The sequence below is a fragment of the Paenibacillus sedimenti genome (assembly GCF_014534655.1).
In the GTDB taxonomy this organism is placed as follows: domain Bacteria; phylum Bacillota; class Bacilli; order Paenibacillales; family NBRC-103111; genus Paenibacillus_E; species Paenibacillus_E sedimenti.
Map to the genome: position 1 here is coordinate 39758 of NZ_JACVVD010000013.1, position 18324 is coordinate 58081.

Here is an 18324-nt window from a genome sequence, read left to right on the forward strand (position 1 = left end):
TCTGTACATAATCTAAGTTAATGATTATCCGGACCTCAGATGATTATTGTAGATCTCCGGCGACTCTACTACAATATTAAAACATAGTAAATCATAACCTCAGGATAAGGTGTTGGATGCCGTGCGCTCTTTAAGTTTTCTAAGCAAAATGACGATCTTCGGGTTCCTGCTCAGCACGCTCCCGGTTATATTCATCGGCGCTTTCGCCTTCGTGACTTCTTCCCAAGAAATCCAAAAGAATGTCAACGAGGGAAAAATGCAGCTGATCACTCAAATCAACTCAAATGTAGAGCAGAAATTAACAACTGTCAACCATACGCTGAATCAGGTCATTAATTCGACCGTGCTGAAAAAAGCGATCGATATGCCTCTGACTGTAAACGATTTCATGATGTATGACGATCTGCGAAGCGAGATCCGGTATATGCAATCTTTTGACACAAAGCTGGAGGATGTCGTCCTGATCAATGTCCGGGAAAACTGGATGATCAAAAATTCGGGCTTGTACCGTTATGACGGCTATCCCTTTTACGATAAGCTTCATAGCATCATGACCACCCAGGAGAACAGCACTTGGATACTGAATCCGTCGCAGTGGTTCTATACCGAAGAGAACGCGCGAAGCGTATCCTGCAATTATACCGTAAGCCTGGTCAAAAAGCTGCCGACAACCGGTCTGGAGAAATACGGCATGGCGCTGGCCAACATCCCTGCCTGCAGCCTGCAGGATATGGTTCAGAGCGATGTCGAGCAGCCGGATGATATTCTGATCCTCGATGAGCAGAACCGGATCCTGATGCACCCGGACCCCGCTTTCATCGGCAAGCCCGTGACGGAAGCCGGACTGCAGGATGTGCAACAGTTCGCCGGGGCGCTCGGCCAATTCAAAACCAAGATCCACGATAAGCCCTACTCGGTGACTTACCTGAAGTCGAATATGAACGGTTGGACGTATTTATCGGCCACCTCTATCGAGAGCTTGACCAAGGAGTCCAGCAAAATCGGAACGTATACCATCTACATCTGCGTACTGATGCTGCTCCTGTCGATGCTGCTGGCCTGGCTAGGCTCGCGCAAAATGTACTCGCCGATTCAATTGCTGCTCAATCAGATCGGGGAGCTCGTTACCGTGAATCAGAAGCGCAAAGCGAACGAGTTTCAGTTGATCGGCGAGCAGGTGCATAACCTCTTCCAGTCCAAATCCCAGCTCGAAAAGGAAGTGCGCCAGCATATCGGGCAAGTGCGCACCTTTTTCTTAATCAAAGCGTTCCAAGGCCATGTAAAGCCGGGCGAGCTGCCGGATAAGCTGGAGCAGTTCGGCTACGGTCCGCAGCTGGGCGACTGGAAAACGATGTCCGTCATCACCCTGCAAATCGACTCCATTGATAATACTCGCTACGAACGGCGGGATGTAGAGCTTCTGCTCTTCGCGGTCCACAACATCATTGAGGAGCTGATCCCGGCGGAGCAGCGGCTCGCGCCGATCATTATCGATCAGACGGTGGTGACGCTGGTCGGTAGTCCCGACGCCGATGCGGCCGCCTTCCGCAATACGGTTTACGCCCTGACGGAGCAGATGCAGCAGCACGTCTTCAGCTATTTGAATTTGCAAGTCAGCATCGGGATGAGCTTGCCCATCCACTCTTTCGCAAACATGTCCATGGCCTACCGTGAAGGCTTGGAGGCGCTTAAGCACCGGATCAAGCTGGGCGAAGGCATCATCATTCAGTACGAGAATATCAATGCCGGCAAGCATTATTTGAATTTGAACTATCCGAAGTCGATCGAGAACGAGCTGATGGACGCCATCAAGCTGGCGGAAAAAGAGAAGTCCAAGGAGCTGCTGGGCCAACTGCTCCAGGCCATATTCGCCGCCCCGCTGTCGCCGCAGGAGTACCAAATGCCGCTCGCCCGACTGCTGAACAATTTGCTCATCGTGATGCAGGAATCCGGCATCAGCCTGAATCAGATTCATCCGGCTAAAGGCTCCCCCTTCGAGGAGCTGCTCGGCCTGCATATCGCGGCGGAAATCGAAGACTGGTTCTGGACCGGGGTCGTCCATCCGCTGATCCGCATATTCCGCGACCGGCAGGATGCCCAGTACCATAATGTGTCCGAAAAAATTATCGATCTCGTACAGCGTTATTACGATACCGATCTGACGCTGGAAGAGTGCGCGTCGCGGCTGCATTACAATGCCAACTATTTGAGCAGCATTTTCCGCAAAGAAACGAACTGCTCGTTCAGCGAATACTTGTCGACCTACCGGTTCAACATGGCCAAAAAATGGCTGACCGAAACCGACATGCCGATCAAGGATATTTCCTCCAAGCTGCGCTACAACAATTCGCAAAATTTCATCCGCTCGTTCCGCAAGCAGGAAGGGCTCACGCCCGGTCAGTACCGTGAGAAAACGAAAGAGGGCTTCATAGACCCAGGTCTATAAAGCCCTCTTGTTCATTCATCTGCAGGGAAACCGGCAGGTTTGGAGCATTGTTGAATTTTTTGAAGCAGTTCATTTACCCGTTCACGTAGCAGAAGTGCCTCTTGATCGTCCATGCCGACCTGACAGGACAACTGATTACGGATATCCGCGGCTCAGCAGCCATTCAACCGGCAAATTCTTTTTCGATAATCCTGACATTCTCCCGGTGGCATTCCTCTGTAAAAGAAGATGGAAAAGCGTGCTCGCGGCCGAGTGCGGCGATAGCGTTCTCATCTTTGGCCATGACGGCCTGAATCAGCTTCTCCAAATGCCTGGAAGCCAAATCCAGGCGTCTTTGCATTTCCTCTCGATTCGTTGCCGTTTGCCCATGTCCCGGAACCAGCAAGACGACCGAATGCCGCTCCATAATCTGCTGCGCAGTATGCAGCGTCTGCTTGTACGCTTGGGCGCTATGATAAATAAAAGGCAATTCGAAGTCCGATAAATAATCCCCCGCGATCAGAACGCCCATTGGCTCAACCACGGTAAACAGCCCGTCCTCCGTATGGCCCGGAGCAAGATAAAAGGTCAACGCTGTCTCCCCGACCTTCAACTGCTGGGCATCCTCGCTAACCATCACGTCAAGGTCCGGAAATTGGACGGGGTAGCCACGCTGAATATAATGCTCCGCATCGAAATTGCGGATCAAGGAGAGCTTGCGCTCTTTTTGCGGATGTTCGCTTAAGCCTTTGCTGCCGATCGTGATGGCGCCGGGAAACGCTTTGTATCCGATAATATGATCAAAATCCCCATGCGTAAACAATAAATAAAGCGGCCGATCGCCTTTAATTTCATTGACATAATTGACAATCCGCTCGATCTCGCCCGGAAGCCAATTCGGATCTACGATCAATACCATGTCTTTGGTCTGAATAACGGTTGAGGTCGTTTGAAATAACGCGCTTTGAAAAACAGTCATATGTTCGTTGCGAAATTGAATCATAGGGTGAGATCAGACTCCTTCAACTCGGATATACGGTTATCGTATCATCCAAGACAATAAAGGACTAGTTGAATTTGGGCGCCGCCTTACATAGGCCCATTAACTTTTTCTCTATCGGGCGGTCACCCACTTGGGGGGTATCTTAATATATTGTGGATATCAACATCATATGAGGTGAAGTTATGGCCGTCGTGAAAGCAAGAGAGCAGGATATTAATCTTCTAGCCAGATTGCTTCGGGCAGAAGCCGAAGGCGAGGGCGAGAAAGGGATGCTGCTCGTAGGCAATGTAGGGATTAACCGAATTAGAGCCAACTGCTCCGATTTCAAAAATCTTCGTACCATCCCGCAAATGGTACATCAGCCTCACGCCTTTGAAGCCCTCCAGCATGGCTATTTCTATCAAAGTGCGAGGGATCGGGAGAAACGCCTGGCGCGCAGAGCGGTAAACGGCGAGCGACAATGGCCCGCTAAGTTCAGTCTGTGGTATTTCAGACCACCGGGAGACTGTCCGCCTACCTGGTACAATCAGCCGCTCGTAGGCCGCTTCCGGAAACACTGCTTTTATCAACCGACATCTATAGAATGTGAGAATATCTTTAATACGTATTAACACTACGGAGCCGAAAGGCTCTTTAGTTCTCCTTCTCGGATACGCACGACGAATGGCAGTACTATCTGTCCGGTACAGGGCGCATGACGGCCTTTTCCGCGAACGGCAATGCACGTACCTTCGATGTTAGAGCCGGGGACGTCGGGTACGTACCTTTTGCCTACGGTCATTACATTCAGAACACGGGCACTGAGACCCTATGGTTCCTGGAAATGTTCCGAAGCGACCGGTACGCCGATCTCTCTTTGAATCAGTGGATGGCGCTATCGCCCGAGCAGCTGGTTCAGAGCAATTTGAATGCATCGCCGGAACTGATGGGCTCTTTGCGGAAAGCGAAATGGCCGGTCGTGAAGTATACGGATACGGATATGAGCAATGGCTGAAGCAACGGATACCGATCATCTATTATCACACTGACATTATGTTGTCAGTGTGTTTTCGTTATACTGGAAATAGAGAATGAGATCGGAAACATGGGGAGGCTTATTCAAACATGGACGTACAGGAGGCTTATAAAAATAATAGAGGCAGTAGGAATACTCAATCGGAACGGGTGCTCCGCCCGCGTAACCTGAACCGCGCACTGCTTGAGCGCCAGCTGCTGCTGCGCCGCTCTGCCATGTCCGTTCCAGATGCTCTGGAGCAACTGGCAGGCTTGCAAACGCAAGCGCCGAACCCGCCATACATCGGGCTCTGGTCGCGTCTCGCCGGCTTCCGCCACGAGGCTTTGTCGCGCTTGATCGTGGACAAGAGCGCCGTACGCATCGCGCTCATGCGCTCGACCCTGCACCTCGTCAGCGCCCGGGACTGCCTAACGTTCCGGCCTGTGCTGCAGCCCGTGCTGGAGCGCGGACTGCAGAGCGCCTACGGCAAGCACCTAAACGGGCTTGACGCGGATGCGCTCGCGGCCGCCGGCCGGGCGCTGGTGGAGGCACAGCCGCGCACGTTCAGCGAACTCGGCGCGCTGCTGGCCGAGCGGTGGCCGGACCGTGAGCCCGCCGCGCTGGCAGCGGCTGTGCGCACGTGGGTGCCGCTCGTGCAGGTGCCGCCCCGTGGCGTCTGGGGCGCAAGCGGGCAGGCCAGCCACACGTCTGCCGAGGAATGGCTGAGCCTTCCGCTTGCGGCCGATACCGCCCCGGACGCGATGATCCTGCGCTACCTGAGCGCATTCGGTCCCGCGACGGTCAAGGACATGCAGGTCTGGTCAGGCTTGACCAGACTGAGCGAGGTCGTCCGGCGGCTTCGCCCGCAGCTGCGCACGTTCCGGGACGAACATGGCAGCGAGCTGTTCGACCTTCCGGATGCTCCGCTCCCGGATGCGGACACGCCCGCGCCTGTGCGCTTTCTCTCCGAGTTCGACAACATGCTCCTGTCCTACGCGGACCGTACCCGGATTATGGCCGAAGAATACCGTGCACGGGTATTCACCGTGAATGGCATTATACGCGCCGCCATTCTCGTCGATGGCTTTGTTCGCGGCATATGGAAGATCGAGCTTATGAAGGATGCAGCCGTGCTCGTCATTGAACTGTTCGAGCCCCTATCTTCCCAGGATCGCGAAGCTTTAATCGAAGAAGGCGGACGGTTGCTCACTTTCGCCGCTGCTGAGGCCCAGTCTCACGACATCCGCTTTACTTAAAATCACGCCAAGTAAAATCGACGGATAAAATGCCTACGGTCGAACCTAGCGAGCGCCATGGTTCGGCCGCAGCCGCTTTCGGTTTCCGAAAGCAAACCAAATTGCTGTAATGTCCGAACGCCCGGCATACGGAGGGTCTTGCATCGTGAATGCCGCATTTATCTTTTTCCATATCGTAAAACATACAGGTTCCAAAATGACGCTGCTGATTTTTAAGCTCCACACGAATTTTGGCAGGCATCGCCTTTACTTTCTTGCGGATCTTTTTCAGCTCTTGCTCGGTGACGGGTACGGGGCCGCAGCACAACCCTCTGCAACCTTGGCATGGAAGATGACTATTCATAGCAACCTCCTTGAATGGATGATTATGGATATTAACGAGGACAAATATACAAGAAATTATCATATTCTCCGATTCTATTCAATTCATATTTTTCCTTCAGGCGGGGCATCCCTTCAGTCTCAACAATACCTGGGGGGCACTACCGGCAAGAATCAGCTTACTTCGACATGAACCTGATGGTATATTTTGTATGTACGTTTGTGCGAACGTTTGCTCATTATGATCAATGGAGGGAAATGATGAACAATCAATTGAAAGCCTTATATATTTCTACGGAGGTTTATCCTTTTGCCAAAACAGGCGGACTTGTCGATGTATCCGCATTTCTTCCTAAGTCCTTGCGTGCGCTCAGTTATGACGTGCGGATCATGATGCCAAAATTCAAACCGTCAAAGAAAGGTTGAAGACAATCTCCGATTCGTCGCCGCCCTTGAGATCGAAATCTCCGGGAAGTTGTTGCCCTGCACCGTAGAAATGATTGAACATAACGGAAACATCGTCTACTTTATCGATTGTCCGTATTATTTTGACAGGGAACGGATTTATGACTACGAGGATGAATTGGAGCGTTTTGTTTTCTTTTGCAAATCCGCGCTTGCCTCTCTTCCCTTGCTTGGATTCAAACCTGACGTCCTACACTGCAATGATTGGCCGACCGGGTTTGTCCCCTTTTTCTTAAAAACCGCATACGGCCAACAACCTTCGGCTCGGTCCTATATTCAACTGTACGAGAGCCTTCTAAGTGATTCTTTGGCTTAAAGCCTAACTCTTTAGAAACCAGCAGCCCAGGTTGCTGGTGTTTTATTTGACTCTGCTGTGCCTCAGTTGTTCAAAGTTCAGGGAGAATTGTTGCATTTTGTACAACTAAACATAAATAATAGTGACCTACTTGACGGTTATGCTGTATTCCCTACAACAAAAAACTGTAATACATTCACTTTTCATGCATGATGGCTGCTTGTTACTGCACATTTTGCAACAATATTCATTTCGGGCGAACAAATCCACTTTTTTGTTGCATCAAATACAATAATTTCTCGCCTTTGTCATCAGACTTGGCACATGGTTACATCAAAGTGCTTTGAGCACCTCAAAGTGCGTACTTCTCAACGGCAGCTCCTTCCTGCACAATAGCGTTAAACCTCAACCAATCAATAAGGAGCTGAAGTTCAATGATGAATGAATCTACAACAACGCGCAAAGTTGCTTTAGTCATAGGTGCAAATGGAGTCATCGGCCGCAATCTGATCGATCACCTTGCAACACTTCCCGAATGGGATGTGATCGGCGTTTCGCGTCGGGGCGGGGAATCGAATGATAAGGTTCAGTATGTAGCCGCCGACCTGCTCGACAAAGATGATGCGCGCGCAAAGTTAGGCGCTCTAACCAAGGTTACACATATCTTCTATGCCGCTTATCAGGATCGCCCGACTTGGGCTGAACTTGTTGCACCTAATCTGGCCATGTTAGTGAACACTGTTGATGCCATCGAGCCGATCGCACCCGGTCTTAAGCATGTCAGCCTGATGCAGGGCTATAAGGTTTACGGGGCACATCTGGGCCCTTTCAAAACACCGGCTCGTGAAACGGATGCATTCCATATGCCGCCCGAGTTCAATGTCGATCAGCAAAATTTCTTAGAGCAACGGCAAATAGGCAAAGCCTGGACATGGTCGGCGCTCCGCCCTTCAGTCGTTTGCGGCTTTGCGCTTGGAAATCCGATGAACCTCGCCATGGTGATTGCGATCTACGCTTCGATCTCGAAAGAGCTTGGCATCCCATTACGATTTCCCGGCAAACCGGACGCTTACGACAGCCTGTTGGAGATGACAGATGCCGGACTTCTCGCAAAAGCTACGGTCTGGGCGGCAACGGACGAGCGCTGCGCCAACCAGGCGTTCAATATCACGAACGGCGATCTGTTCCGCTGGAACGAATTATGGCCGAAGATCGCCGGCTACTTCGGCCTGGAAACAGCGCCGCCGCTGCAGATGTCGCTTGACGTCGTCATGGCGGACAAGGAAGAGCTTTGGAACGCGATGGTCCGGAAGCACGGGCTTGCGCAGCATGCCTACAGCGACGTTTCCTCCTGGCGTTTCGGCGATTTTGTATTCTCTTGGGATTATGACTTCTTCGCTGACGGATCGAAGGCCCGCCGATTCGGATTTCACGAATTCGTGGATACTGAAGCGATGTTCATGAGCATCTTCGACGATTTCCGTCGGCGCAAAGTTATTCCATAAAATGAAGAAAAGCCGCCCTTGTCCAAAGGGTGGCTTCTTATGTATGATCCGCGTCTTCAAGCCGCGGTTTGATCAGAACGGCAGCCTTCTCCCCATACGTTCGCTCTATATGCGAATCCCCCCATCTGCACATCGCGTGCAGGATTTCCTTCAAGCTCCAGCCATACTCTGTCAGCTCATACTCGACTTTAGGCGGAACCTGATTGTACGAAATGCGCGAGACGACGCCCGCTTCTTCAAGCTCACGAAGCTGCTCCGTTAATACTTTTTGCGTAATGGAGGGGATCAAGCTTTTGAATTCGTTGTTGCGTTTCTTGCCAAAGGTTAAATGGAAGAGAATGACGGGTTTCCACTTTCCGCCCATCACCTCAAGGGTAGCCTCAACGGCAGTGTTGTAAATCTTGTCAGGGTCTTTCATGACACGCTTCGCCTCCAATCTCCCAGTAATTTCGCCACGGCTCTGCCGCAAACCTCTTCCTCTGCCAAATTCCCGTAAAATGCAAAATGACCGGTAAATGAGGACATTTACCGGTTTCTGCGACTTGCATGACAAGCGATATTCGCAATTCCCTTCTAAAGCGTGGCAAGCTCTTCAAGGATCGCGTCAACCTGCTCCTTTGAAACGTTCGACATCGTATTTTCGGCCAGCTGTTTAAAGCTTGATTTTTTCATAAAATTGAAAACCGGACTCGCGAAAAAATGGGGGATATACTTCTGAAGGACTGCCATCGCAGCTTCATGAATCATAACCTCGTCAATTCTCGTATGCTCCGTGTACCGCACGCGGAACAAGTCCGCATTTACGTACGTGAAGCGGTAGCTGCCCGAACCGATGGACAGCAGCATGCCTTGCTGCGACTCCTGTACGGAATGAATACCTAGGGCTTGGTCAATTCCAAGTCCGCTTTCTCTAAGGCTGCTGACGGTTGCGCCCTGCAGAACAATATCCGCTGTCGTATTCGGCGGAATCCGAACGTCGATCTCAATTTGGCCGTCATTCACCCGCCAACCCGATTCCACCCGCCCGTACATCGATTGATGCGCCGCTTGGGCATAAGTCAGCTTGTCGAGCCCGAAAAGCGGCTCGATACGAATACGCTTATACGCCGGAGCGTCGGCATGCATGTCCAGGCCGGCCACTTTGCGATAGAGCCAGTCGCCGATCGCTCCATACGCATAATGGTTAAAAGAGTTCATATCATCGCTCCAGAAGGAACCGTCTGGCTTGATGCTGTCCCAATGCTCCCAAATGGTTGTCGCGCCCTTCGATACCGAGTACAGCCAGCCCGGATAACTCTCCTGCAGGAGCAGCTTGATTGCCGTATCGTGGTAGCCGTTGTTGGAAAGCGCGAAGCACAGATAAGGCGTGCCGACGAAGCCCGTCGTTAAATGATAGTCGTTCTCCACAATGAGGTCGTTCAACTCCCTGGCCACTCGATCCCGTACGGAATCGTCGACCAGATCAAAAACGAGCGCAAGAACATGTGCCGTTTGCGTAGGAGAAGCGATCCGGCCGTTCTTCGTCATAAATTCGTCCTGAAAGGCTTGAACGACATTGCGATGAAGCTCTCCGTAAGTCCGAGCTTCCTCTTCGTACCCTAGCGCGCGCGCCGCATCCCGGACAATACGCGTCGAATACGCATAATAAGCGGTCGCGACCAGCGCCGTCGGCGTCGCCCCGATATAACTGTTCTCCTTCGCATCCAGACCGAGCCAATCGCCGAAATGGAAGCCTGTGTTCCACAAGTATTCATTCTCGCCTTGGGACCTGATGAACTCGACCCACCGCTTCATGCTCTCGAACTGCTCGGCCAGAAGTCGTTGATCTCCATAGTATTGATAAACCGTCCAAGGACAGATGACCGCAGCATCGCCCCAAGCGGCCGAATTCGCACCGCCTACGATATCCGGGATAACGAAAGGAACGCCCCCGTCGGCATGCTGCTCCGCTTTCAAATCATGCAGCCATTTCGTGAAGAAAGGCCCTCCTTGAAAATTGAATAAGGCCGTACTGATGAACACCTGCGCATCGCCGGTCCAGCCTAAACGTTCATCACGCTGCGGGCAATCGGTAGGAACATCAAGGAAGTTGCCTCGCTGTCCCCACTGAATGTTGCTTTGCAGCTGATTCACCCGCGCATCGGAGCATTCGAACTCACCCGTGGGCTCCATATCTGTATGCATGACTTCTCCGACAAATGCTTCTAGCGGTAGTCCGTTCTCTTGTCCGGGAAAGCCTTCTACCTTGACATACCGGAACCCCATGAACGTGAAATGAGGCGCATAGCTTTCGCTGCCATTACCTTTGGCAATATATTCCACCCTTTGCTTCGCCGGCCGGAGGTTGCCGAAGTAAATGTTCCCGTCCTTATCGAGCACCTCCGCATGCTTCAGTTCGATGCGGGTTCCAGCAGGCGCTTCGACGGTAAAGCGGATGCGCCCTACCATATTTTGGCCCATATCCAGCACATGATCGCCGGCAGGCGTCACGAAACAGGAGACCGGGCGTATGGTCTGAGTCACCCGGGTCGGCGAATTCTCTTGAGCGACCAGGATATCCGGCGGCAGGTCCGGACAGAGCCGGACGGATTGCCACTCGCTGTCGTCAAACTGCGCTCGGCTCCACCCTTCCTGCTCCAACCGCGCATCGTAAGTTTCTCCGTGATAAAGCGTGGCATATCTGACCGCTCCCGTTGAAGCTTTCCAGGATGAATCTGTACCGATGGCTTCTTCCGCGCCGCTTTGATATCGGATATGAAGCTGCAGCAGCGCTGCCCGGCGATCGCCATACTTGAAATTCCGGTTCTCAAAGCCGATCCCGCTCTTGTACCATCCATCCGCGAGCATGATGCCGATTCCGTTACCGCCCTCCTGCAGCAGCTCCGTCACATCATACGTTTGCACCTGCAAACGGCTTTGATAGCTGGTCCAGCCCGGAGCAAGCAGGTCCTCCCCAACCCTCGCGCCGTTCATATACAGCTCGTAAACCCCGGCGGCCGTCGCATAAATCCGGGCAGATACGATCTTATCCTGCACATCGAAGCGCTTCCGAAGTAGAAAAGCCGGTTCCGACTGCGGGTCGATTTCATCCTGGTTCGGTGTAATCCATTGCCCCGAGGTCCACTCGCTTTGCGATAATAGCCCTATCTCCCACCATGCGGTTTCGCTCCATTCCGATTCCCTGCCGAAGCCATCCCATACTTTTACGCGATATGAATATCGGGTACGGGATTTCAACTCCGGCCCTGCGTAAGGAACTTGAATCGATTGATCCGATTCCTTATATCCCGAATCCCAAATGAGCTTATCAAAATTGCCTTTCTCATCGGCTACAACAATTCGATACCCGCGTTGAACAGTACCACGGCGGTCCGATTGCAGCTGCCAACTGATCCTCGGGCGAGATACCCCGATGCCAAGCGGGTTCGTCCTGTATTCGCATTTCAGCTTCTCAATCCCCAAATTCCCCATATGCTCCACTCCTCTTTGATTTCGATGGATGAACTAACCTTTCACGGCGCCTGCCGTCATGCCGTCCACAATTTTCTTGTTGAAGAAAACGAATAAGAACAGCGGCGGCAGTGTAATCAGCAGAATATTCATAAACAACAAGTTCCACTGCGTCACAAACTGACTTTGAAAGTTATAGAGCGTGAGTTGTACCGTTGCGTTCTTGGCCCCCGGAAAGAAGTACAAGGGGTTGGTGAAATCGTTGAAAATACCGACCGATGAGGTCACAATAATCGTTGCGGTAACCGGCTGCAGCAGCGGGAGAATAATTTTATAAAACAGCCTGATGCCTCCACAGCCGTCAACGACCGCCGCCTCGTCGATTTCGCGCGGGATGGCGGACATGAAGCCCTTATAAAGCAGCACCCCGAACGGAAAGCCCAGAGCAACCTCGACCAGCACAAGCCCTGTCATCGTTTTGAACAGCCCCAAGCCGTCGAGCACCCAGATCGTCGGTACAATCGCCGGCGGAATGATGAGTCCCGACAGCACGAGGAAATTCAACCAAGGCGTCGCCCTATCCGTCCGGCGCTGCATCACATAGCCTGCCATGGCGCAGACGATGATCAAGACGGCAATCGATAGTAGGGTCAGAAGCGTACTATTGTAAAAAGCGCGTACCAACATGTAATCCCGCGCCGTGATGACGGCTTTCATGTTGTCCCAGAGATGGATGGAAGTCGGCCAGGCCAAGCTGAGCAGCGATGACTCTTTCTTATCCTTCAAGGCATTCACGATAACGAAGTAGAACGGAATCCAGAACAACACGATCGTCACGAGAACGGCAATGACCTCGACACTCAACAGTCTTATCCTTCGGCTCATAGATCCACCTCTCTTCGGTTCAAATACGTATACAGCGGTAGCGCCAATGCCGTTACGACAATAAACAATATGACATTGCCTGCTGTGGCAAGCCCATAATAACCGCCCTGGTATTGCTTATAGATGATGGAGGCGATCAGATCGGTTGTAAAACCCGGACCGCCTTTGGTCATTGCCCAGACGAGGTCGAAAGAGCGCAGCCCGCCGATAAAGGCAAGAATAATCACCGAATTCGTTGCAGGACGGCTAAGCGGCAAAATAATGTTCCAAAATTTGCGGAAGGCGCCGCCCCCGTCAATTTGAATCGCCTCATAGTAGTCTTGCGGAATGGACATGATGCCGGCAATGTAGATCACAGTGGCAAAACCGACGCCTTTCCAAACGTCGACTAATGCTACAGACAACAACGCGATACGTGTGTCTCCCAGCCAGTCCGGCCCCGAAATGCCGATTGCTGCAAGCGCCGTGTTGATTAATCCCTGCGACGGATGCATCATCATGCTGAATGTAATCCCTACAGCAATCGTACTTAACAATGTAGGAAAAAATACAACAGACCTCAGGTACCCTTTGGTTCTTATTTTTGATGTTAGGAAGACGCCGAGCAGAAGACCGAATATGACTTTGAGCACGCACGTTACGGCAGCGTAAATCAATGTATTTTTAAACCCGATCATGAGCGACGCTTCTTGGAAAAACATGCGGAAATTATCCATCCCGATAAATTCCCAGTCGGTTAAATTCCATCTCGTTAAACTGAAGAAAAAGGACATCACGGTCGGCAATATGAAGATTAGCAAGTAAATCACTGCCGCCGGAATCAAAAACGCATAGGAATACGTCCGTCTGAACACCTTGGTCACGCTAGTTCACCCCTATTTCTTGAAAAAAGGAGCCGGCTTTCGCATCAGGGCTGCATCGCCGACTCCATGACAGGCTTATTGCTGTACGTTTACCAGCCTGGAATACCGAGCTGCTTCGCTTGCTTCTCTACGTCTTTATCGTACACCTCGGCACCTTGCTTGCCGGATTTGATGCCTGCTCCGACTTCCGTCGTAATTTGCGGCAGGCTGGGTCCTTTGATCGGGGAAAGGAATTCCAAGGCAGGAGCTGTTTTGTTCGATTCAAAATATGGCGCCAAATCTTTAACCACTTGCGGTACGTTATCAGGAAGCTTGGCGCCTTTAACAGCGTACGGGCCAGGAGGCTTGGACGCCTGTGCTTGTGCGGCGGCTCCCTCCACTGAAGCTACGAATTCAACGAATTTTTTCGCTTGCTCCGCATGTTTCGTTGCTTTGTAAATATAAGCGCCGTTTGGTGTCCATACGGTCAAGCCGTTCGTTCCGGCATCATCGCCCGGTTGCGCGAAGAATCCGATATGGCTGATTTTATCCGGGAAGTTCTGCTCGATCGCAGGAATCGCGAAGGAAAGCATCGGATAGTGGGCACCTTTGCCTTCCGCCAGCATCTTCAGACCGGCATCGTAGGTGGTGGCCAGATAATCTTTATTCATATAGCCCTTCTTGGCGATTTCCTCTAACTTCTCGAAGCTCCTTAACGCCGCCGGGTCTGTGGCATATTTCGCTTTATTGGCCGTGTAGTCGTCAGCAAACTTTGGATTAGCCGCTTGAACATTGTAGTAATCCGCGAGTACGACCAGCTGTGAAGTCCAGTCGTCCTTATAGGTGCCGATCACAGGCGTAATGCCTGCTGCCTTGATTTTCTCGTTGTTTGCCATCAGCTCGGCCCAGGTTTTCGGAACGGAAAGGCCAAGATCCGCATAAACCTTTTTATTGTAGAACCAGCCGCCAGCCATCGTCGTCCCTACCGGACCCGCATATAATTTGCCTTTGTAGCTGACTGCGTTTTTAAAAGAATCTATGACGTTAGCCATAAAAGGCTCGTTTGTCACTTCAAGCAGATTTTGCTCCGGATTAAGCGCTTGCATAAGCGAGCCGCTGTTATAGAAAAACACGTCGGTCATATCGCCGGTTGCCAGACGGGTCTTGACGATATTGTCGCCTTCGCCGCCGCCCGGGCGCGTCTCCGTTTCTACATGAATGTTCGGATATTTCTTCTCAAAAGCATCGACAAGGCCTTTGGCCACGTTGACAGAGTCTTGCGTATTATCGACCAATAGCGTGATGGTCACTTTTTCTTCTTTTTTAGTTTCGTTCTGGGTGGTGGCCTGATTGCTGCCGCCATCCGCTTGGTTCGACGCGCTGCCGCCATTGCCGCAACCTGCAACAACGCCTGCCAGCAACACGGTAGCCGATAATAATGCAGCCAGCTTTGTTCCATTTTTACTCATCTGCATATCCCCCTTATTCTTCACGGTCAGGATGAATGATTGATGCTTTCAGAGCCCGTATACCCTGTGATTTCATACTAACCGCATTCCAGCCGTTTCGGCAGTGCGTCATAATTTGGTTTCACGTCCGATTTTTTTGGATCGGTCCCTTGTCACTTCTCGCACGTCAGCTGATCTTTATACTGGCCCGGCGTTGCTCCCGTATATTTCTTAAATACTTCCGAGAAATGCCGATAGGTGTGGTAGCCGACCTTCTCGCTAACCTCATTCACTTTCAAACCTTTGCCGAGCAGCGACTTGGCAAGCTCCATCCGGTATCGCGTCACATATTTGATATAGGATTCCCCGACCTCTTCCTTAAACAGAACGCTGAAATAAGTCGGATTCATGCCGACATGCTCCGCAACCTCCAGAAGCGACAAATCCCGGGTACAGTTCTGCTCGATAAATTGGCGGGCGCGCGCAACGGAATTAGGCTTCGTCACCTCGTTCCCGGCCTTGCCCCATTCCGCGATTTGCACGATCTGGCTGCGGAACCACTTTGCGATATTCCCCTTCGCCGCCACTTCGCCAAACTCAATGTGCGGCTTGTAGCTGTCGTATTTTGCAGATGATCCGGCTCCCCCGACTTTCCTCTCCTCCTCAACGGCCAGGTAGATGAGCTTAAGCATCTCATGTTCGGCGACCGCGAGGTCTAGCTTCTCGACTTGAAGCCATTGAATGAAACGGTCGATCTGCTCGAGCAGTGCCGCCTTATTCCCTGTACGGATGCTTAGAATAATCGCCTCTTCCCGCTCCGTCATCCCTTCCGGCGCTTCAGCCAAGTCACCCAGATCCTCAAACCGAAAAACCCCTCGCGCATCGAGAAAATGAGCCGATCTTAAGGCGCGAAGCGCTTCCCTGTAACTTATCGCAGCATCCGCTGCGCGGCTATACGTCTTCCCGTATCCTATCGGAGTCTGCGCATGTTCAAATAGATGATCCAGACGCTCCCAAAACGCCGGCATAGGCGTTCCATAATGAAAAATGACGATGATACGCTCCTGTCCATTCCTTACAAAGACAGATGTATACGAAGCATCTTTCGGGCTTATCTCCACTTCCGGGGCAGATGCCAAGACCGTCACCCCGCATATCCGCTCCGCATCGGAACCAAAGCTGTCGCGCCACTTCGCTTCCGCTTCTTCGCCGACCAAAAGCAGGTCCAGCGTTGCCTTTTCACGCACCAATTCGCTTACTTCCTTCTGCTGACGGATGCGCTCCAGCACTTTGCGGATCGACGTTTCGATGCTCTGTATCGTAACCGGCTTCTCCAAATAGTCGGCAACGCCGAGTTGGATTGCCCGTTTGACATACTCAAATTCGTTAAATCCGCTGAATACGACACAATACGTATCAGGCGCTTCCCGCATCACTTCTTCAATGAGTTCCAGACCGTCCATGCCCGGCATTCGGATATCCGTAAAAATGATATCGGGACGGCAGCTTTGAAATAGATCCAGCGCAGCGTGACCGTCACCGGCCGTACCTACTAACTCAATACCGAAACCTGCCCAATCGATCATTTCCCGGAGGCCTTGCAGGACGATATATTCATCATCAAATACGACCGCTTTCAGCATGTGCATCCCTCTCTCCCACCATAGGATTGAAACGTATCTCGATCTTGGTCCCTCGATTCGCCTGACTCGTAATTTGTAACGAACTGGTCGTCCCATAGTAAAGCAGCAGTCTTTCGCGCACATTTCCAAGGCCATATCCCTGCTCAGTCTTAACGATATCTTCGATGCCTACACCATCGTCCTCCACGGTGAAAACAAGGAAGCTCTCTTCCCTTCTACCTGTTAAACGAACGAAGCCGCCGCCGACTTTGGGCTCCAGACCGTGATAAATGGCATTCTCCACAAGAGGCTGCAGAAGCAGCTTCATGATCTCCATCCCCATGATCGAAGCTTCTACCTCTTCCACATACTGAAACCGGTTATGGTAGCGAATGTTTTGGATCGTCATATAGTGCTCAATATGCTTTAATTCCTTGTAAACGGAAATCATGTCTTTCCCTTTATTCAGACTAAGCTTGAAGCTTTCCGAGAGCGAGATCGCCATTTGTGCGATGTCATTGTTTTTTTGCAGAGTCGCCATCCAATAGATCGAGTCCAATGTGTTATATAAAAAATGGGGCTTAATCTGCGCCTGCAGCGCTCTGAGCTCAGCTTCCCGCTCCTTCAATTCCGAATGAACGAGCCGCTGATTCAATTCCTCGTTTTCCGAAGCCATCCTCTTGAAAGTCTCCCCAATCGCGCCGACCTCATCCCGCTCGAACGTCTCCGCAAAATGGCGGGTCCCTTTCGTCCAATCCACCATCATCTTTTTGATCTGCAAGAGAGGCCGGGTGATGCTGCCTGAGAGATAAATCGAGAGAATAAGGGCCAGGATGCCCATTGAAACCGCAATCAACGTTGTGAACGTTCCAATCTTATTGGATTGCTTCAGCAGTTCCTGAAGCTTAATGAGGTGAATGAAGGTCCAGCCTGTGGTTTGATTCTCGTAACGGCTGATCAGGAATCCTTTTTTCTGCAACTGACGAAGCGTGCTGTCCAGATCGCCATCCATCGGGAGCTCGGCGTCTGAAAGCGCGTTATTAAAAACAATATGGGTTTGGCCGTTAGCAGCTTCAAGTGCCATAAAACCGCCATAGTCGCTTTTCGCGTTAAAAATATTTGCGAAAATCGATTTCGACAGGTTCGTCACTAACAAACCGATCGGTTCGCCGCTTGGACTGGCAGCATCCCGAAACAGCTTAACGGTCGAAAAGGAATCCTTCGACTCCCCAAGCACGTCGTAACCGACAAATACGACCCGCCCTTGTTCCCCAAGGGCTTGCTGATACCACGCCGACTGCGTGATCAGCGCCTTTTTATCGGCCCTTTCATAAATACCTGCATCATCCGACCTGCCGGCGCAAAAGGTTTGAAAATCAAGATTAAAGATACATATCGAGTTCACAAACTTGGTATCGAACAAATTGTTATTAATCACCTTTTGCAGCCTGGAAGCTGTCCAATCGCTCATATTGTGGGATTCGAGGCCTCGCTGCGTGTTATTGCTGCTGCTTAACACTTCCCTTACCTCGTTATTCATGACGATGGAACGGTTCAAATTAATCATGTTCCGGAACAGCAAATCCGCGACTTCGCTGGACGTTTCCAGATGATCCTCATTCGTCTGCGCATTCGTTTCCATCAATGTAGTTTTGGCGATATTGAAGGAGATATAACCCAAAATAAACAACGGGGGGAGTGAAATGACGATCATCGCGGTAAGAAAGCGGCTTCGGAGCTTTTGTAAACGGAATTTGGCGATAAGCCATCGTTGCCAGGTTTTCATGATGAGCCTCCCCAAGTCGTTTGTTAG

General features: G+C 51.4%; 15 protein-coding genes and 1 pseudogene. 7 read left to right on the top strand and 9 right to left on the bottom strand.

The window, feature by feature from the left end; translation table 11 throughout:
* Nucleotides 1-121: 121 nt before the first annotated feature.
* Nucleotides 122-2446, top strand: coding sequence for an AraC family transcriptional regulator (locus tag ICC18_RS27270; RefSeq protein WP_188177597.1), 2325 nt, complete (start codon nt 122-124; stop codon nt 2444-2446).
* A gap of 163 nt (nt 2447-2609) precedes the next feature.
* Here ICC18_RS27270 and ICC18_RS27275 read toward each other — a convergent pair whose 3' ends face one another.
* Nucleotides 2610-3428, bottom strand: coding sequence for an MBL fold metallo-hydrolase (locus tag ICC18_RS27275; RefSeq protein WP_188177598.1), 819 nt, complete (start codon nt 3426-3428; stop codon nt 2610-2612).
* Nucleotides 3429-3610: 182 nt separating this feature from the next.
* On the opposite strand from ICC18_RS27275, the gene ICC18_RS27280 reads away from it, so the two are divergent.
* The 3 genes and pseudogenes from ICC18_RS27280 to ICC18_RS27290 all read left to right on the top strand — a co-directional run bounded on the left by ICC18_RS27280 (nt 3611) and on the right by ICC18_RS27290 (nt 5678).
* Nucleotides 3611-4039, top strand: coding sequence for a cell wall hydrolase (locus ICC18_RS27280; RefSeq protein ID WP_188177599.1), 429 nt, complete (start codon nt 3611-3613; stop codon nt 4037-4039).
* A 44-nt stretch (nt 4040-4083) separates the two neighbouring features.
* A pseudogene (locus ICC18_RS27285) lies at nt 4084-4422 on the top strand (cupin domain-containing protein); the annotation flags it as partial.
* Between the two features lie 110 nt (nt 4423-4532).
* Nucleotides 4533-5678, top strand: coding sequence for a winged helix DNA-binding domain-containing protein (locus ICC18_RS27290; RefSeq protein WP_188177601.1), 1146 nt, complete (start codon nt 4533-4535; stop codon nt 5676-5678).
* Here ICC18_RS27290 and ICC18_RS27295 read toward each other — a convergent pair.
* Nucleotides 5671-6021 (bottom strand): YkgJ family cysteine cluster protein, encoded by a 351-nt coding sequence (locus ICC18_RS27295; RefSeq protein ID WP_188177602.1) that lies wholly within the window; start codon nt 6019-6021, stop codon nt 5671-5673. The genes ICC18_RS27290 and ICC18_RS27295 overlap by 8 nt on opposite strands.
* A 236-nt stretch (nt 6022-6257) precedes the next feature.
* Between ICC18_RS27295 and ICC18_RS34405 the strand changes: the two genes are divergently transcribed.
* From ICC18_RS34405 to ICC18_RS27310, 3 genes are all read left to right on the top strand, one after another.
* Nucleotides 6258-6425: a glycogen/starch synthase gene (locus tag ICC18_RS34405; protein ID WP_188177603.1), complete on the top strand. Its 168-nt coding sequence runs from the start codon at nt 6258-6260 to the stop codon at nt 6423-6425.
* 49 nt (nt 6426-6474) lie between these two features.
* Nucleotides 6475-6780: a glycogen/starch synthase gene (locus ICC18_RS34875; protein ID WP_376745673.1), complete on the top strand. Its 306-nt coding sequence runs from the start codon at nt 6475-6477 to the stop codon at nt 6778-6780.
* A 416-nt stretch (nt 6781-7196) separates the two neighbouring features.
* Complete coding sequence (locus ICC18_RS27310; RefSeq protein ID WP_376745674.1) at nt 7197-8264, top strand: SDR family oxidoreductase; 1068 nt, start codon at nt 7197-7199, stop codon at nt 8262-8264.
* A gap of 37 nt (nt 8265-8301) precedes the next feature.
* On the opposite strand, the gene ICC18_RS27315 is transcribed toward ICC18_RS27310, so the two are convergent.
* The 7 genes from ICC18_RS27315 to ICC18_RS27345 all read right to left on the bottom strand — a co-directional run bounded on the left by ICC18_RS27315 (nt 8302) and on the right by ICC18_RS27345 (nt 18297).
* Complete coding sequence (locus ICC18_RS27315) at nt 8302-8682, bottom strand: winged helix-turn-helix transcriptional regulator (protein ID WP_188177605.1); 381 nt, start codon at nt 8680-8682, stop codon at nt 8302-8304.
* Nucleotides 8683-8837: 155 nt separating this feature from the next.
* On the bottom strand, nt 8838-11735 hold the full coding sequence (locus tag ICC18_RS27320) for a family 78 glycoside hydrolase catalytic domain (protein ID WP_188177606.1): 2898 nt from the start codon (nt 11733-11735) through the stop codon (nt 8838-8840).
* 33 nt (nt 11736-11768) lie between these two features.
* Nucleotides 11769-12599, bottom strand: coding sequence for a carbohydrate ABC transporter permease (locus ICC18_RS27325; protein ID WP_188177607.1), 831 nt, complete (start codon nt 12597-12599; stop codon nt 11769-11771).
* Nucleotides 12596-13462, bottom strand: coding sequence for a carbohydrate ABC transporter permease (locus ICC18_RS27330; RefSeq protein WP_188177608.1), 867 nt, complete (start codon nt 13460-13462; stop codon nt 12596-12598). The genes ICC18_RS27325 and ICC18_RS27330 overlap by 4 nt, the downstream gene beginning before the upstream one ends.
* 89 nt (nt 13463-13551) lie before the next feature.
* A complete protein-coding gene (locus ICC18_RS27335; protein WP_188177609.1) occupies nt 13552-14910 on the bottom strand; it encodes an ABC transporter substrate-binding protein in 1359 nt (452 codons plus the stop codon).
* A gap of 152 nt (nt 14911-15062) precedes the next feature.
* The gene (locus tag ICC18_RS27340) at nt 15063-16538 is read right to left on the bottom strand and encodes a response regulator (protein WP_223192912.1); all 1476 of its coding nucleotides are present in this window, start codon (nt 16536-16538) and stop codon (nt 15063-15065) included.
* Nucleotides 16510-18297, bottom strand: coding sequence for a cache domain-containing sensor histidine kinase (locus ICC18_RS27345; protein ID WP_188177610.1), 1788 nt, complete (start codon nt 18295-18297; stop codon nt 16510-16512). The genes ICC18_RS27340 and ICC18_RS27345 overlap by 29 nt, the downstream gene beginning before the upstream one ends.
* Nucleotides 18298-18324: the final 27 nt, after the last annotated feature.

Excerpts from the sequence above, each read along its gene's own strand:
- ICC18_RS27275 (WP_188177598.1), bottom strand. The coding sequence starts at position 3,428 with ATGATTCAATTTCGCAACGAACATATGACTGTTTTTCAAAGCGCGTTA.
- ICC18_RS27280 (WP_188177599.1), top strand. The coding sequence starts at position 3,611 with ATGGCCGTCGTGAAAGCAAGAGAGCAGGATATTAATCTTCTAGCCAGA.
- ICC18_RS27290 (WP_188177601.1), top strand. The coding sequence starts at position 4,533 with ATGGACGTACAGGAGGCTTATAAAAATAATAGAGGCAGTAGGAATACT.
- ICC18_RS27295 (WP_188177602.1), bottom strand. The coding sequence starts at position 6,021 with ATGAATAGTCATCTTCCATGCCAAGGTTGCAGAGGGTTGTGCTGCGGC.
- ICC18_RS34405 (WP_188177603.1), top strand. The coding sequence starts at position 6,258 with ATGATGAACAATCAATTGAAAGCCTTATATATTTCTACGGAGGTTTAT.
- ICC18_RS27310 (WP_376745674.1), top strand. The coding sequence starts at position 7,197 with ATGAATGAATCTACAACAACGCGCAAAGTTGCTTTAGTCATAGGTGCA.
- ICC18_RS27315 (WP_188177605.1), bottom strand. The coding sequence starts at position 8,682 with ATGAAAGACCCTGACAAGATTTACAACACTGCCGTTGAGGCTACCCTT.
- ICC18_RS27320 (WP_188177606.1), bottom strand. The coding sequence starts at position 11,735 with ATGGGGAATTTGGGGATTGAGAAGCTGAAATGCGAATACAGGACGAAC.
- ICC18_RS27325 (WP_188177607.1), bottom strand. The coding sequence starts at position 12,599 with ATGAGCCGAAGGATAAGACTGTTGAGTGTCGAGGTCATTGCCGTTCTC.
- ICC18_RS27335 (WP_188177609.1), bottom strand. The coding sequence starts at position 14,910 with ATGAGTAAAAATGGAACAAAGCTGGCTGCATTATTATCGGCTACCGTG.
- ICC18_RS27340 (WP_223192912.1), bottom strand. The coding sequence starts at position 16,538 with ATGCACATGCTGAAAGCGGTCGTATTTGATGATGAATATATCGTCCTG.
- ICC18_RS27345 (WP_188177610.1), bottom strand. The coding sequence starts at position 18,297 with ATGAAAACCTGGCAACGATGGCTTATCGCCAAATTCCGTTTACAAAAG.